Raw genomic sequence first — 15,396 nt, 5'->3', positions numbered from 1 at the left:
GGACTTGGCCCATACCCAGGTCCTTTTCTATTGATTAGGGTCTGTTGATCTTTGATGTATAACAAGGGCTAGCAAGCCATAGCATTGTAGCGTGGCTGTACGTTTCACAACCTGACTGAAATAGATCAGGTTTTTGCAGCCCATTTGGAACATACAGCGGCTTGGGCGAATAGGCCTTGGCAACGAATTGTAATACTTTTAACTATTTAAACGGCGTGACAACAACTCCATGTCAGATTCTTTAGAACAATCAAAGCAACAAATAGCAACACTTCGCAACACACTTAATGAGTACAACTATCAGTACTATGTGATGGATGACCCTTCGGTTCCTGATGCAGTATATGATAGAGATATGCAGGCGCTTATTGCGCTAGAAAAACAATATCCTACGCTTCAAAGCCCGAACTCTCCCAGTCAAAAAGTAGGGGGCGCAGCGTTATCGGCCTTTGAACAAGTTACCCATGATGTTCCTATGCTGTCGCTGGATAACGCCTTTGATGAAGATTCACTGCTTGCCTTCGAAAAACGTTTAAAAGACAGACTAAAAGATTCGGCAACGTTAGATTTTAGCTGCGAACCCAAGCTAGATGGTTTAGCGGTAAGTATTCTGTATGAAAATGGCGAATTAGTGCGTGCTGCAACCCGTGGTGACGGTCAGGTAGGAGAGAATATCACGGCTAACGTGCGTACCATCTCTAATGTGCCGTTAACGCTTCGTGGTGATCATTATCCTGAGCGCGTAGAAGTGCGCGGTGAAGTGTTTATGCCCCGTGATGGCTTTGCAAAACTCAACGAACACCAAAAAGAAACGGGGGGTAAGGTTTTTGCCAACCCTCGTAATGCTGCGGCCGGCAGCTTACGACAGTTAGACTCTAAAATTACGGCCAAGCGCCCGCTGATGTTTTATGCTTATTCGCTAGGCGTAGTGCAACCTGAAAGTTTTGAACTGCCCACAACACACAGCGAGCGCCTTAAGCAGTTGGGTAATTGGGGGCTGCCGCTGTGCCCTGATATCGATACTGCTGATGGCGGTAAGGGCTGCTTGGCATACTACAACCACATTCTGGAAAAGCGCGACAGTTTGCCATACGACATTGACGGCGTGGTGTTTAAGGTAAACCGTATTGACCTGCAAAATGCCCTTGGCTTTGTGGCGCGAGCGCCTCGCTGGGCCATTGCACAGAAGTTTCCTGCACAAGAAGAAGTAACTAAGCTACTTGACGTTGAGTTTCAGGTAGGAAGGACTGGTGCGATCACGCCGGTTGCCCGTTTAGAGCCCGTGTTTGTAGGCGGAGTAACAGTATCTAATGCTACTCTTCACAATCAGGACGAAATTTCCAGATTAGGCGTTAAAGTTGGCGACACCGTGGTAATCCGCCGTGCGGGTGACGTTATTCCTCAGGTCGTGTCTGTGGTAGAAGCTAATCGCACAGGTAGCGAAACTGACATTAGCTTCCCAAGCCAATGCCCGGTTTGTGACTCGCAGGTTGAAAAACTAGAAGATGAAGCGGTTGCCCGCTGCACCGGTGGATTAATTTGTGCCGCACAACGCAAACAGGCGCTTAAGCATTTTGCTTCGCGTAAAGCATTCGATATTGATGGTCTGGGCGACAAGTTAGTCGATCAGTTAGTTGACGCTGATCTTGTGCACAGTCCCGCCGACTTTTTCACGCTTTCGTTAGGCGATGTTGTTGGGCTAGAGCGCATGGCTGAAAAGTCTGCCAGTAAGCTACTGGCATCGCTTGAAGCTTCAAAGCAAACCACGCTTGCCAAGTTCCTATACGCATTGGGGATCCGTGAGGTTGGCGAAGCTACTGCGGCAAACTTGGCTGCGCACTTCGAAACCTTGGAGGCTATTCGCGAGGCGTCGCTTGAAGCACTGGTTAAAGTCCAAGACGTTGGTGAAGTGGTGGCTACCCACATTTTCAATTTCTTTAACGAGTCACACAATACCGATGTTATTGATGCGCTATTAAAAGAAGGAATTAATTGGCCAGCTATTGTAAAGCCAGATTCGGATAATTTGCCTCTTGAAGGCAAAACATGCGTTATTACAGGTACGCTCAGCGAAATGGGGCGTTCTGACGCGAAAGCACGTTTGCAGTTACTTGGTGCAAAAGTGGCAGGCTCGGTAAGTAAGAATACCGACTTCCTAGTTGCAGGAGAAAAAGCGGGTTCCAAATTAACTAAAGCACAAGAACTAGATGTGGAGGTATGGGACGAAGCTGCGCTTATCGCTTTTTTATCTGAGCATGAAAAGTAGCCTGCTTGGCTTAAATTCAATAAGAGAGCTCGGCGTAATGGTTTTCCTGAATAAATTAGCGCCGAACTCATATTGATTGTTACCAATAAAAAACGCCACTTATACGAAGTGGCGTTTTTTGTAATTCTTGCTCTGTCTTTTACGGCGTACTTTGTACTGAACGTTGTAAGGGGCTTGAGAAAAGGTAAACATTTCTACAAACCCTCAAGTGTAGGGCTCTCACGCTAGTGGGCTTCTTGATTCCGCATTTGTCTGCGTCTTTCCCAGGCTTTTTTCACTTGAAAGCGCCAAACCCAGTTCAAAGAGAAATAACCCGCTAGCCCAAACACGACCGAGCAAATTCCACACCCGACTAAAAATGCAGGGCCAATGGTATTAATGCTTTCTACAACCCACTGCCAACTAAACTGAAATTCAAAATGCTCAGGCTTGGTCCCAAGTACAGTAGTACCAACCTTGTAAGCCCCATAGAATATAGGCGGAATAGTAAATGGGTTAGTCACCCAAACAGTTGCAACAGATAAGGGCAGGTTTGCTCGAAATGGAATAGCTAAACCGGCAGAAAGCCACATTTGAAACGGTACCGGCCAAAACGCGAAAAATAAACCTATGCCAAATGCACCAGATGCAGAACGACGGTTTAAGTGCCAAAGATTAGGCTCGTGCAATACGCTACCAAAAATTTTTAAAGCTTTGTTTTGCTTAATGCTTTGGTGATCTGGCAAAAAACGTCGGATAAATTTCTTAGGCATAAATATCAATGCATCTCGAAAATAAAATCAAAAAAGACAGAAAAAATAACAGTAAACGGAATTGCGCAACATGAATTTGCACCACCCACATTCACTCACTGTCAATTGCTACGTGAAAACATGGTCAATCGTATCACAATTTGCTTAAGCTGTTTTTGCGCTAGCGCAATAAGTGCAGTTTTCTGGCAAAAACTTCCAAGTACTCACAGCATGGCACTGATGATTGCCATTTTAATAATATCTGTGACTATCATTATATTCATTTCGACGACAAAACCCGCTGAACATCATGCATTTCCAGAGGTGCTGCTATGTTGGGCAGTGAGCGGGCTGCTGTCTGGAGTACTTTGGGTGGCGAGTGTAGGGCATTTTTACTACGCTTGGCAACTGCCCCAAGGGAAAATTCAACAAGATGTCACAATTTCAGGTCGAGTTGTGTCGGGGGGATGTGTCTTCGGCACAGCTAGGGTGCCGGAAGCGACTTATCACTATGTTGTCGCTATTGAGTCTGTCGACCGTGAAAGCACAGCGACATTTCTAGACAACGGTATACTTTCCCCCTTGCCTAAGCGTGTTTTAACTAGCACGTTTAATTTCAAAGCTCGTCTTACTCACCAACGTTATGAATTCCCAAATGATCGAAAAAGCGAAGGCTTAGCCAACAAGAAAATCGCATATGCTCAACAGGGGACTATAGGCGTGCGGCCTCAATCAGTTTCTCCGTCCCAGGTGAAATTAAATTGTTTGCACAACGGTGATACCTTCACCGCAATTGTAAAACTTAAACCTGCATACGGTACGGCTAATCCTGTTGGAGCTAGCCGACAACAGCAGTTGGTTAGCCAATTTATTCATGCAACTGGTTATATCAAGTCGATAGAGCACGATAAAACAAAGCATAATCACTCAGTGCGTTATGAACTTGCTACAACATTGCAGAAGCTAGACCTTGTTCATGAAAAATGGTGGCGCACATTGCTGCTAGGGGATAAAACGGGCTTTACGTTGGGTGATTGGACGCTGTTACAACGCACCGGCACTGGGCACATGTTTAGTATATCAGGCATGCATCTATCACTTATCGCTGGGGTCTGCTTATTGTTTTTTAACCCTGTTATATTTTTACTCACGCATGTTACTAGCCTATTAGGCAGAGCGAAATATTGGTTAGTACGTTCAGCCTCCATCAACTATCCGGCAACAGGTCGAAAGAATAGAGTGCGGGAAATAAGTAAGATGTTTCAAACCAGCGCGCCAATTAGAGCCTCTGTACTTTGTGTGCTTATTGTTGCTTGTTTTTGTTACGCATTGCTTAGTGGAAGCGCGTTGCCAGTTGTGCGTGCGCTGATACTGGTAACTATGGGGTGCGTGCTGTCTCTTACTCGACATGCATGGCGGCCAGTAAATGTTGCGCTCACAATGCTTACTTCGAGCTTGTTGCTCTTTCCTCTCTCTATATTAGGCGCTAGCTTTTACTTGAGCATAGGGGCTGTACTGTGCATTTGGTTTTTAGTTGTTGTTTGGGGGCTACAGCGAGCACCATGGTATGTGTCTTTGTTTAAACTACAAGTAGCGCTTACCGTAATAATGATGCCGCTAACCCTAATATGGTTTGGTAGCGCCAGTTTTGTTGCAGTTGTTACCAACTTAATCGCCTTGCCCGTCATATCGTTACTTTTACCTATTTGTTTAATTTCGTTGTTAGTCCTTCATTTTGCTGAGTTGCCTTTCGCACAACAAGTTACGGGCATGCTTATGCATTACAGTGATGTGTGTTTAGGGTATTTGTTATCGCTTTTGAACGTTCTTAGTCAGTTTTCTGGGAGCGCTATCAATTTTTACGTAAGTAGTGGTGCGGCACTTTGTCTAATTGTCGCTTTTTTTATTTTTCTTTTGCCAACATGGCGTTACAAAGCTATCTGCGTAGCGCTTCTCTTGCTCCCATCGCTAAGCATTTTTCAAAAGTGGTTACCTACCAATGAATCGATATGGGCGCTGCATGTATTTGATGGGGGCCAGGCCAGTGCTATTGCAGTGACTGCGGGAGGCCGGGCTATGATTATTGATTCTGGTGCTCAGTTTAATGGCAATGCTCATACTGCAACGAAACACCTGTTACCTTTTTTGGAAAGTAGGCATATTTCAAATATAGATGTTGTAGTTCATACGCATAGTGACAACGATCATGCAGGAGGCGCATTAGCCATTGAACAACACGCCTTAGCTAAAGAAGCCACTTTCTATACACCAACATTAGGTTGTGAGCGAGGAAAGCGTATACGCTGGCAGAATTTAACAATCAATTTTCTATGGCCGCCAAATGGCAACAAAGAAGACAACAATGCCATGTCGTGTGTGGTTAAAATAACAAGCGACGCTGGTAGCGTGTTAATTCCTGGTGACATTGAGAAAACAAGTGAGTACGCGTTGATAACCCGTGAAATCATGGATGGTTTTTCAGAGGGGGCTTCAATGGATACTTTAGCGAGTTCTACAAATCTAAGTGCCGACATTCTTATTGCGCCGCATCACGGAAGCAAAACGTCTTCTACTAATGTTTTTATAGAACACGTTGCACCAAAAGCTGTGATCTTTACGCAAGGTTATGAGAATCGATGGCAGTTTCCTGCGTATGTTGTGGCTAAACGTTACGAGCGTTTGGGCGTAACGCAATATTTAACAAGCTATCACGGATATATAAGCGCAACTTTCGATAAGGATTCTTTTCACATAGATTCCCAACGTGGAACGTTGAACAATCGCTGGTATTTACCAGGCATTACACCGCGACACCTCAAAGACTAAATAATATCGTCAAATGCCAAAAATATTAGCTTGTAACGAAACGAAGATGTGCACGAATACCTTTAAATAGGTATGAAGTGGCCACACATTATTCACTTAGTTGGCAGACTAACCAATTTTGCCGCTATATTAGTGAATTAGAGCGAGAACGAGTACAATACTTTCAACGCGTTTTTGTTAACGTTTCAAACAGGTTAAAAAAACTACATGCAACAAGCCGACAACTCGGATTATCAAATTAAGCGCTTTTTACAGTACCTTAAAGCGTATAAAGTGCCTTTCGTTTTTGCCATCATTGGTATGATTGGTTATTCCGCGGTAGATACCTTCGTATTTTCCCAGCTTCAGCCAATGATTGACGAATCACTGGGGAAAAACGATCATGACTATCTACGTCTAGCCGCATATGCGATTGTGCCGCTCTTTTTGTTACGGGGTGTTTTCAACTTTTTAGGTAGTTACACGCTAAGCTGGATTGGTGCTCAGGTGGTAATGCGCATGCGCCAGCAGTTGTTTGAAAAATACATTCATCTTCCAGTGGCATTTCACGATAATCATGCAGTTGGCGGGCTTATCAGTAAAGTCACCTACGACACAGAGCAAGTGGCTAATGCATCTGGTAAGGCGCTGCTAACATTGGTGAGGGAAGGCGCACTGGTCATCGGTTTGCTGTGTGTCATGTTCTATTACTCATGGCAGCTTTCGCTCATATTTCTTTTAATTGGCCCAATTGTGGCGGTGATTGTTTCTATCGTCAGTAAGCGTTTTCGCGTTGTAAGTAAAAACATTCAACAATCAATGGGCAACCTAACATCGTCGGTAGAGCAAGCGGTGAAAGGTCACAAAGTTGTGATCATGTTTGGCGGTCAAGAAATAGAGCAAAAGCGTTTCGAGCAGAAAAACAATCACAACCGTCAACAGTCAATGAAGCTGAATGTCACCTCTATTTTGAGTGTGTCTTCAATACAGGTAATAGCGTCAATTGCCCTTGCAGTCGTTCTGTTTATTGCCAGCACGCCCGGTATGCTTGAAAAGCTTACAGCAGGCGTATTTATTAATGTGGTCTTTTGTATGGTGATGCTGCTTAAACCTCTTAAACAGCTCACTACCATTAATAACCAATTTCAAAAAGGTATGGCAGCCTGCGCCAGTATTTTTGAAATTCTTGATGAAGCAGACGAAGAAGATAAAGGGAAAACCAAAGTAGAGCGCGCAACAGGAAAAATTGAATTTGACGACGTTACATTCTCTTATCCAGGAAAACAGACGCCCGCGTTATCTAATGTGAGCTTTATCGCAAACCCTGGGCAGTCGATTGCTTTGGTAGGGCGCTCGGGAAGTGGTAAATCGACTATCTCGTCGCTGCTTACACGCTTTTATGTACCGCAAGAAGGTGAAATTCGCTTGGATGACACGGCGCTCAACGATATTGATCTTAAAGATCTGCGGGCGCAGTTCGCCGTGGTATCGCAAAACGTTACGCTATTTAACGATACCATAGCTAACAATATTGCTTATGGTGCGCGCCAAAATGTATCTCGCAAAGACATCGAGAATGCGGCAAAAATGGCGCATGTTGAAGAGTTCTTATCGAACTTACCTGAAGGACTAGATACGGTAATTGGTGAAAACGGCTTGATGCTTTCGGGCGGCCAGCGTCAGCGTATTGCCATTGCAAGGGCAATACTTGCCGAAGCGCCCATACTTATTCTGGATGAAGCGACATCTGCCCTTGATACAGAGTCTGAGCGTTTGATCCAAGACGCATTAGAAACGCTGCAAAAACGATGCACCAGCATTGTTGTGGCGCACCGTTTGTCTACCATCGAAAACGCAGATTGCATTATGGTAGTGGAGCAGGGGCGCATTATTGAAAAAGGTAAACACAACGAATTGCTTGAAAAAGGTGGTCATTACGCGCAACTGCACGCGTTGCAATTTGGTGAGACTAAGTGAGTCAATCACAAAGCAAAACCAAGCACGATAAATGGTATTTCGGCCATCCTTTAGTGTGGCTGCTCTCACCATTTGCGCTGCTGTTCTACTTTATTTCCGCAATTCGCCGGTTACTTTTTAAAATTGGATTCAAAAAGGCCTTTACGGCTAACGCTCCCGTGATTGTCGTTGGCAACATATCAGTGGGCGGCAACGGAAAAACGCCAGTCGTATTAGCTTTAGCCGATTATTACCAGAAGCAGGGCATAAAGGTCGGTATTTTAAGTCGTGGTTATGGCGCTAAATCATCAGAATACCCGCGATTAGTGAAAGGCGAAGATGATGCGTCTGAAGTGGGTGACGAACCTCGTTTACTGGCCATTAGAAGCCAGTGCGACGTTGTTATCGATCCAGTCCGCGCACGTGGAGCCGCGTACTTAAGTGACGAATTACACTGTGATTTAATTATTTGTGATGACGGTCTTCAACATTACGCGCTTCATCGCGACGTTGAAATTGTAGTGATGGACGACAGAAAAGTAGGCAGTGGTTATTTGCTGCCAATGGGGCCCCTTCGCGAAGGACAATGGCGCCTTGGTACCGTTGATGCGCTAATACATAATAGCCGTTCGATGCCGACATTTAGCCATGCTGTAGCGCCTCAATATTTAATGACCTTAGTAGCAGGGGACTTCACCTCTGTTTCAAACAGAGTAAGAACCAGTCCCCTTGAAGAGATACATAAAGTGCCGTGCAGCGCAATTGCTGGAATAGGTTCACCTCAGCGTTTTTTCTCTCAGCTTAAAGAAATGGGTATCCAGCTTTCTTCGGCTACACCGCTGGCGGATCACCATGCGATCACACGGTCAGACATACCGAATGGCAGAGTGTTAATGACAGAAAAAGACGCCGTTAAAGCTGCACCTTTTGCTCATAACGACTGCTGGTTTTTACCTGTTACCGCGCATTTAGCGCCAGACTTTTTTAATTTAGTAAATGTGAAACTTGCCAAGGCAGGTTTAAAGATCAACCAAGACGGACAGGAATAATAACAATGGCCTTTGATAAAAAGCTTTTAGAAGTTTTGGCTTGCCCAGTGTGTAAGGGAAAATTAGTTCTAAGTGATGATAGCACCCAGTTAGTGTGTCGATTTGATAGATTGGCTTTCGATATAAAAGATGGCATCCCTGTACTTATCGAAAGTAAAGCAACAGCATTGTCGTTAGACGATGTTGACGCAACACGGTAATAAAACGTTAAACTAAGTGGTAAATAAGGGCGAAATAAAGTTATGTCATTTACAGTTGTGATCCCTGCTCGATACGGCTCAAGTCGGTTTCCTGGCAAACCCTTAGCGCTTATTGACGGAAAGCCGATGATTCAACATGTGGTTGAACGTGCTAAAGAAGCTGGAGCCGATAACGTCATTGTTGCCACGGACGATGAACGTATTCAAAACGTTGTGCTTGGTTTTGCTCAAGTATGCATGACGTCTGTCAACCACCAATCTGGAACAGAGCGCATTGCCGAGGTTATCGAAAAAGAAGGCATTGCGAGTTCTACTATTGTGGTTAACGTACAGGGGGATGAGCCATTTATTCCCGCTGAAAACATCAGGCAGGTTGCAGATAATCTTGCCAATGCGCCCCAGTGCCAGATGGCTACGTTATCTACGCCTATTGAACGTGTTGAGGATGTGTTTAACCCCAATATCGTTAAGGTGTTGGTAAACGAAAAGGGTGAGTCTATCTATTTTTCACGTTCTCCTATTCCTTTTGAACGCGATCACATGATGGCAAACCCGCAATCTGCAAATACGTCGCTGTACAAACGCCATATAGGTATTTATGCCTATCGTGCTGAATACGTTAAGCAATATGTTGCCTATGCGCCTAGCTCTCTGGAGCAAATTGAATCCTTAGAACAGCTTCGAGCCATATGGTATGGCGATAAGATTCACTGTGAGGTGGCGATAGCGCCACCGCCAGTTGGAATTGATACCCCGGAAGATCTAGAACGTCTTTTAAAGACTATAAGTTAATAAGAAATGAGTGCTGAAATAGGGCTGACGCTTTGTAGTAAATTAGCAACAAGCTTTATCTAAACAGCCAGTTCTTGTAAAAGGTGAGTGAAACCTTTTAAACGCATACACATAGTAACAAGGGAACCGTTATGAACGTAGTTATTACCGGTGGCAACAGAGGCATAGGCCTTGCGCTCACCAAGCAATATAAAGCACGTGGTGCGAAAGTTTATGCTACCTGTCGAAACAGTTGCGACGAGCTAAACAGTGCTGGTGTGACAATCATCAAAGGTGTGGACGTATCCCAACCAGAAATGTTGGCTGAAAAGCTTGCACCTTTAATGGACGTTAACATCGATTTGCTCATTAATAATGCCGGAGTGCTCGGACGCGAGAGTATTGACGATTGGGATCCAAATACCATCGACTATCAATTTAGGGTTAATGCATTAGGTCCATTGTTAGTTACTCAAACACTATTACCGGCAATGGCAAAAGACGGTAAAATTGCCATGATTACCAGTCGCATGGGTTCAATGGCAGACAATGGGTCAGGCGGCTACTATGGCTACCGAATGTCCAAAGCCGCACTAAACGCGGCGGGAGTGTCCATGGCGAATGATCTGAAACCCAAGGGAATTGCAGTAGGTATTTTCCATCCTGGATTCGTTCAAACAGAAATGGTGAATGGAGCGGGAGATATTGATGCTGATACCTGTGCTGAGCGTTTGTCACAACGCATAGATGAGCTAAATGTATCTAACGCAGGTCGCTTCATCCATTCAAATGGTGACGAGTTGCCTTGGTAGGTTTAATGTTGGCTTGCCACAAACTCAATCAATAATGCATCACACCAAGAGAGCGCTTACGAAAAGCGCTCTTTTACTTTTAAACTACACCTGTCTTTAATTGCACGTGTCCTTAACTACACGTGTTCTTAACTACATGATTCCAATGCGCCCTAGCTTTAGCGCGTTAAATCATACGTATCAATGATTTGCTTAATAGACCCGTCTTTTAAACGACCGCTAAGGGCTTGGTTAAACTCTGGAAATAGTGATGCGCACTTAGATTTGGCGGAGATAGCAAAATGTACATTGTTTGAAGATATAGGTGACTGGCTTATTCGCATGCCATCATTTTCTGGGTCGTTCAAGTGGCTTAGTGCTGCGCTTTGTGGTGAAACTGCGTAATCAGCACGATGTCGACGCATCATTTCATACATTTTGTCGTGGTTTTTAACTTCGATAATATTCAAGTTTGATTTAATGCTATCGAATTTTTCACCTAAGCTTATTCCTCGAGGCATCACACCAATATATTGCGCGAGTGCGTTAAGCGAAAGATCGGTACCTCGCGTTTGAGAAAGCGAAGGAGAGAGCACAACGTAAACCTCTTCTGCTGCAAACGGTGCGGTGATAAGCCATTTTCGACTACGAGCTTCGTTCCAATAGTTTCCCGCCAAAATATCAAGCTCGCCCGCGTCGAGTTTGGATTCTATTCGTTTCCAGGGGAGCCCGGTTTCTATCTTTAGTGCGACACCTAAATCCCGTGCTAGCAGGGTTAAAACGTCAAATGCTATCCCCGTAGCTTTCAACCTTCCTTCAAACTCGTTAAATGCGTAGGGAAACCACTGTTGTGCTCCCGCGGTGTGTAAAGTCTTGCACTCTGTACTGGCGAGTGCACGAGGGTTGAATACGAAAGTCAAAATGAGCACTATGCCAAATGACAAGATGTGGCGGGAAGAGTGTTTCAGTTTGGAGTAGGGTAACATTGCCATATTTTATTCACGTACCACAGAAGATGGCATTGATAGTTTTACTTGTTTAATTATGTATAGGGTCTGTTATACATAAAACCCTATCGACTGGCAATTAGCCGATAGGGTTACAAAAATAACGAATAGATGACTTTCGAGTTTAGACTGCAGTTAATCGAAAGTTACAGCGCGGGATCAGCGCCTTCGTCTTCTTCGTCTTGGTCTTCAGACAATACTGCCCATACGTCGTGTTCGTTAGCGTGAATAACTTCAGCCCATACACGATCGCCAGGTTTTACGTCATAAACACCGTTTAAATGAACCAGACCATCAACTTCCGGTGCGTCTGCATAGGTACGGCCGACGGCACCTTCCGCATCAACGCTGTCGATAACAACTTGATATTCGTTACCGATTCTCGCTTGAAGTCGCGCTGCGCTTATTTCGCCCTGTACTTCCATAAACCGTGCAAGGCGAGCTTGTTTCACTTCTTCTGGCACTGGGTCAGGGAGGTCATTTGCTCTTGCACCTTCAACAGGGGAATAGGCGAATGCACCAACACGATCAAGCTGCGCTTCGCGAAGGAAGTCCAATAACTCTTCAAACTCTTCTTCCGTTTCGCCCGGAAAGCCGACGATGAATGTCGAACGAATGACTAATGATGGGCACTGTTCGCGCCACTTTTTAACGCGCTCTAGCACGCGCTCAGCACTACCTGGGCGTTTCATTAACTTAAGAATACGTTTGTTGGCGTGTTGAAACGGAATATCCAAGTAAGGAAGGATTTTACCTTCGTTCATTAGTGGAATTAGGTCATCCACATGCGGGTAAGGGTACACGTAATGTAATCGGACCCAAATGCCCATTTCGCCCAGCTTTTCACACAACTGTTGCATGTGTGCTTTAACCGGCATGCCGTTCCAAAAGCCCGTTCTATGCTTAACATCAACACCATAGGCGCTAGTGTCTTGTGAAATAACCAATAGCTCTTTAACACCAGCATCTTTCAAACGCTTAGCTTCATCGAGTACGTTACCCACTGGGCGGCTGACAAGGTCGCCACGCATAGAAGGAATGATACAGAACGTGCAACGGTGGTTACAGCCTTCTGAAATCTTCAAGTAAGCATAATGACGAGGCGTTAATTTAACGCCGTGATCAGGAATAAGGTCTTCAAACGGATTGTGCTGGGGTTTTGGAAGATGATCGTGTACTTGCTCAACTACCGTTTCGTAGGCATGAGGCCCCGTGATAGCCAGTACATTCGGATGAAGCTCTCTAATTTCGTCTTCTTTAACACCTAAACACCCGGTAACGATAACTTTGCCGTTTTCTTTAAGTGCTTCGCCTATAGTGTCTAATGACTCTTCTACCGCCGCGTCAATGAATCCACAGGTGTTAACGATAACCAAGTCGGCATCGTTGTAGGTAGGGACTACGTCATAACCTTCGGTGCGAAGTTGAGTAAGAATACGCTCTGAATCAACTAAGTTCTTAGGGCAACCTAAGCTAACAAAACCAATTCTGCTGCCATTGCTTTGTTGCGAAGGTTTGTTGTCACTTAATACCTTCACTGGCGTTTCTAGCGTGGTGGTTTTATTTACTACTTTGTTTGGATTAAACGTTTCTACTGTCATCTAAAATATCACCTGGAAAATGACTGAGCTTAAAATGGCCGCGGATTATACAGGAAAACACGCTTGTACGCAGTATATATAATTAGCGACCAAGATATAAATTATTGACGCATTCTCACAGTACAGCCGTAATTTAGGCACTAAACGTGAAAACAAGTGTAAACGGCCACGGGTTTCATTGTAAAAGCGGCACGAACAAGGTTTAAAAACACCTTACTCACCCCCACATTTATCACTTCTTGAAAGTAAACATATCAGAGTTGAATGCGCTTTAGGGTTCAAATTAATAAAATAGAAGTGAATGCATGCTTAAATTACCGCTAACTTTTTATGATGAGTCAGGGCGAATTCTACCTCCCCGTTGGCTTTACAGCGTGTTTATACTTCTATGCATTGACTGGCTCGCGTTCGTCTTTTCTCTGGCTTCCCGCACTCAAACTAGTGAGTTACTTACGTTCTTTTACCCACAAAAAGAAACGTTAGGGTTGGGGTTAGCGGCAAGTTTACCGGTGTTAATTGCGTTATCTTTGGTTAGTCAACGAGATCGCTTATGGAAAAAAGGCTTTTTAGCATGGTGCCGATGGGTTATTCCGCTGGCTCAATTGGGGGTGTTGGCATTGTTAAGTGTTCAGCTTTACTACGCTATGCATCATCACTGGGGGTTTGAAACTATTACGGGTGTAAAAATCGTTTTTTACAGTATAGCCTTGTACGCAATTTCAAAAAGTCGTCATTTAAAGTGGATGGTAGAGGATTGGGAAACACCTAACCCCTGAACCTCATTCTCCAAAAACATCTTTATCGGAAATATATTAAATGCACTCAATTGAACAGACGTAAAACTGAGTGCAAAATCTGTCAGAACGTTAGTGGCTGCGTAAGTGGTTCCCCAACGCCTGTTCATAGTAGGCAAATACGCTGATTTGACTGTCGTTAACCAGACGTTCATAGCAAATACCCGCTAAGGCATAGGTATTTTCACCAACCTGAAGAAAAACGGCAGGTGCTTTAGGATTTGACTGATCGTAAATCCATTCACCATCTAGCTGCGCTTTTAAAATTTCTCCAACGTAAGCGCCAAAGATATTACAGATGGTGAACACTGCTTCATCTTCTAACGCTAAATCGTGATATTTATCTACGAAACTAAGTAAAATGTCGTCCACCAGTGCTACGCTAGCGGGTGAGTGGTCGAGTACAATATCGAACTCATCAGCTGCTGTTACCACAGCGTCCTTCGCGCAATCTGCCATTAATTTATTGAGTTCATCAGGTGACATGTTGTTCTCCTTCTCACCGATACTTTTGGTATAACAAGCTAACGCTTAAAAAGTCGTTAAGACAAGGTGTTATAAGTTTTTGACTATTGTGCGCAAGTTATCGGCTAAAGTCTATTTTTGTCCAGTTAATCTATTTATTACACTTGCAGCGGCAAACATACCAAAGGTGGCGGTTACCGTGACCACAGCACCAAAGCCGCCTGCACAGTCTAGTCGAGTACCACCTTCCATTGCAGATTTGTTGTAACAAACCGAGCCGTCAGGTTGTGGGTAGCGCAATTGCTCTGTTGAATAGATACACTCAACGCCAAAGCGGCGTTTTGGATTTTTACTAAAATTATAGTTACGTCTAAGCTCACTGCGTAGCTTAGCTGCTAGGGGGTCTTGTGTTGTTTTAGCTAAATCGCCTTTAGTGACTTGAGTTGGGTCTATTTGACCGCCCGCGCCGCCAACCGTAACAATGTGAATTTTATTGCGTTTACAGTGAGCTATCATCGCCGCTTTAGCGCGAATACTGTCGGTGGCATCGACCACAGCGTGCATTTCTTTGGTTAAAAGTGTGGCCGTATTGTCTGGGGTGACAAAATCCTCAATACATTTCACTTTGCAAGCAGGATTTATCAAGTGAATTCTCGATGCAACGGCGTCGACCTTTGCTTCTCCTATGGTATTAGAAAGCGCGTGAATTTGGCGATTTGTATTAGTTACGCAAACATCGTCTAAATCAATAAGGGTTATAGTACCAATGCCCGAACGAGCTAGTGCTTCTGCAGTCCAACTTCCCACACCGCCAATACCGACTACAGCCACATGACTGTTGGCTAAATTATTAGTTTGCTGTGCGCCATATAAACGCACAATACCGCCTAAACGTGGATCATCAGACATGTTTCACTTCACTTAAAAATAAACTAACTCAAAGGCGTGTGTTTACACAAA

Annotated in this window: 13 protein-coding genes; 8 read left to right on the top strand and 5 right to left on the bottom strand. The window is 44.4% G+C overall.

The genetic code is table 11. The features are described 5' to 3' along the window. Nucleotides 1-229: 229 nt before the first annotated feature. A complete protein-coding gene (ligA, locus tag MHM87_RS01255; protein WP_239257555.1) occupies nucleotides 230-2,266 on the top strand; it encodes an NAD-dependent DNA ligase LigA in 2,037 nt (678 codons plus the stop codon). Between the two features lie 224 nt (nucleotides 2,267-2,490). Here the strand turns inward: ligA and MHM87_RS01250 are convergent, their stop codons facing one another. Next, nucleotides 2,491-3,018: a DUF2062 domain-containing protein gene (locus MHM87_RS01250; protein ID WP_014949426.1), complete on the bottom strand. Its 528-nt coding sequence runs from the start codon at nucleotides 3,016-3,018 to the stop codon at nucleotides 2,491-2,493. A 210-nt stretch (nucleotides 3,019-3,228) separates the two neighbouring features. On the opposite strand from MHM87_RS01250, the gene MHM87_RS01245 reads away from it, so the two are divergent. The 6 genes from MHM87_RS01245 to MHM87_RS01220 all read left to right on the top strand — a co-directional run bounded on the left by MHM87_RS01245 (nucleotide 3,229) and on the right by MHM87_RS01220 (nucleotide 10,590). Continuing rightward, the gene (locus tag MHM87_RS01245) at nucleotides 3,229-5,823 is read left to right on the top strand and encodes a DNA internalization-related competence protein ComEC/Rec2 (RefSeq protein WP_239257554.1); all 2,595 of its coding nucleotides are present in this window, start codon (nucleotides 3,229-3,231) and stop codon (nucleotides 5,821-5,823) included. A 207-nt stretch (nucleotides 5,824-6,030) separates the two neighbouring features. Beyond that, a complete protein-coding gene (msbA, locus tag MHM87_RS01240) occupies nucleotides 6,031-7,779 on the top strand; it encodes a lipid A export permease/ATP-binding protein MsbA (RefSeq protein ID WP_014976526.1) in 1,749 nt (582 codons plus the stop codon). Further along, the gene (gene lpxK / locus MHM87_RS01235) at nucleotides 7,776-8,807 is read left to right on the top strand and encodes a tetraacyldisaccharide 4'-kinase (protein ID WP_239257553.1); all 1,032 of its coding nucleotides are present in this window, start codon (nucleotides 7,776-7,778) and stop codon (nucleotides 8,805-8,807) included. Before msbA ends, lpxK begins: the two co-directional genes overlap by 4 nt. 5 nt (nucleotides 8,808-8,812) lie before the next feature. Continuing rightward, nucleotides 8,813-9,007: a Trm112 family protein gene (locus MHM87_RS01230; RefSeq protein ID WP_014949430.1), complete on the top strand. Its 195-nt coding sequence runs from the start codon at nucleotides 8,813-8,815 to the stop codon at nucleotides 9,005-9,007. 42 nt (nucleotides 9,008-9,049) lie between these two features. Then, on the top strand, nucleotides 9,050-9,799 hold the full coding sequence (gene kdsB, locus MHM87_RS01225) for a 3-deoxy-manno-octulosonate cytidylyltransferase (RefSeq protein WP_014976528.1): 750 nt from the start codon (nucleotides 9,050-9,052) through the stop codon (nucleotides 9,797-9,799). A gap of 131 nt (nucleotides 9,800-9,930) precedes the next feature. Further along, the gene (locus MHM87_RS01220) at nucleotides 9,931-10,590 is read left to right on the top strand and encodes an SDR family oxidoreductase (protein WP_014949432.1); all 660 of its coding nucleotides are present in this window, start codon (nucleotides 9,931-9,933) and stop codon (nucleotides 10,588-10,590) included. Nucleotides 10,591-10,748: 158 nt separating this feature from the next. Here the strand turns inward: MHM87_RS01220 and MHM87_RS01215 are convergent, their stop codons facing one another. Both MHM87_RS01215 and rimO read right to left on the bottom strand, forming a co-directional pair. Then, complete coding sequence (locus MHM87_RS01215; RefSeq protein ID WP_168533538.1) at nucleotides 10,749-11,561, bottom strand: transporter substrate-binding domain-containing protein; 813 nt, start codon at nucleotides 11,559-11,561, stop codon at nucleotides 10,749-10,751. A gap of 161 nt (nucleotides 11,562-11,722) precedes the next feature. Then, entirely contained in the window at nucleotides 11,723-13,177 is a 1,455-nt protein-coding gene (gene rimO, locus MHM87_RS01210) for a 30S ribosomal protein S12 methylthiotransferase RimO (protein WP_014949434.1), read from the bottom strand. Nucleotides 13,178-13,482: 305 nt separating this feature from the next. Here rimO and MHM87_RS01205 point away from each other — a divergent pair, with 305 nt between their 5' ends. Continuing rightward, nucleotides 13,483-13,953, top strand: coding sequence for a DUF2919 family protein (locus tag MHM87_RS01205; protein WP_239257552.1), 471 nt, complete (start codon nucleotides 13,483-13,485; stop codon nucleotides 13,951-13,953). 90 nt (nucleotides 13,954-14,043) lie between these two features. Here MHM87_RS01205 and MHM87_RS01200 read toward each other — a convergent pair whose 3' ends face one another. Next, complete coding sequence (locus MHM87_RS01200) at nucleotides 14,044-14,457, bottom strand: hypothetical protein (RefSeq protein ID WP_014949436.1); 414 nt, start codon at nucleotides 14,455-14,457, stop codon at nucleotides 14,044-14,046. A gap of 111 nt (nucleotides 14,458-14,568) precedes the next feature. Beyond that, on the bottom strand, nucleotides 14,569-15,345 hold the full coding sequence (gene tcdA / locus MHM87_RS01195) for a tRNA cyclic N6-threonylcarbamoyladenosine(37) synthase TcdA (RefSeq protein ID WP_239257551.1): 777 nt from the start codon (nucleotides 15,343-15,345) through the stop codon (nucleotides 14,569-14,571). Between the last annotated feature and the right edge of the window lie 51 nt (nucleotides 15,346-15,396).

This window comes from Alteromonas sp. Cnat3-28 (assembly GCF_022348265.1).
Taxonomy (GTDB): Bacteria; Pseudomonadota; Gammaproteobacteria; order Enterobacterales; family Alteromonadaceae; genus Alteromonas; species Alteromonas macleodii.
Note: the sequence above shows the minus strand (reverse complement) of the source record. Positions and strands in the feature narration are given on the sequence as shown.

Coding starts and splice junctions, on each gene's coding strand:
- MHM87_RS01215 (WP_168533538.1), bottom strand. CDS start 11,561: ATGGCAATGTTACCCTACTCCAAACTGAAACACTCTTCCCGCCACATC.
- tcdA (WP_239257551.1), bottom strand. CDS start 15,345: ATGTCTGATGATCCACGTTTAGGCGGTATTGTGCGTTTATATGGCGCA.
- MHM87_RS01220 (WP_014949432.1), top strand. CDS start 9,931: ATGAACGTAGTTATTACCGGTGGCAACAGAGGCATAGGCCTTGCGCTC.
- msbA (WP_014976526.1), top strand. CDS start 6,031: ATGCAACAAGCCGACAACTCGGATTATCAAATTAAGCGCTTTTTACAG.
- rimO (WP_014949434.1), bottom strand. CDS start 13,177: ATGACAGTAGAAACGTTTAATCCAAACAAAGTAGTAAATAAAACCACC.
- MHM87_RS01230 (WP_014949430.1), top strand. CDS start 8,813: ATGGCCTTTGATAAAAAGCTTTTAGAAGTTTTGGCTTGCCCAGTGTGT.
- MHM87_RS01250 (WP_014949426.1), bottom strand. CDS start 3,018: ATGCCTAAGAAATTTATCCGACGTTTTTTGCCAGATCACCAAAGCATT.
- MHM87_RS01245 (WP_239257554.1), top strand. CDS start 3,229: ATGGCACTGATGATTGCCATTTTAATAATATCTGTGACTATCATTATA.
- ligA (WP_239257555.1), top strand. CDS start 230: ATGTCAGATTCTTTAGAACAATCAAAGCAACAAATAGCAACACTTCGC.
- MHM87_RS01205 (WP_239257552.1), top strand. CDS start 13,483: ATGCTTAAATTACCGCTAACTTTTTATGATGAGTCAGGGCGAATTCTA.
- MHM87_RS01200 (WP_014949436.1), bottom strand. CDS start 14,457: ATGTCACCTGATGAACTCAATAAATTAATGGCAGATTGCGCGAAGGAC.
- kdsB (WP_014976528.1), top strand. CDS start 9,050: ATGTCATTTACAGTTGTGATCCCTGCTCGATACGGCTCAAGTCGGTTT.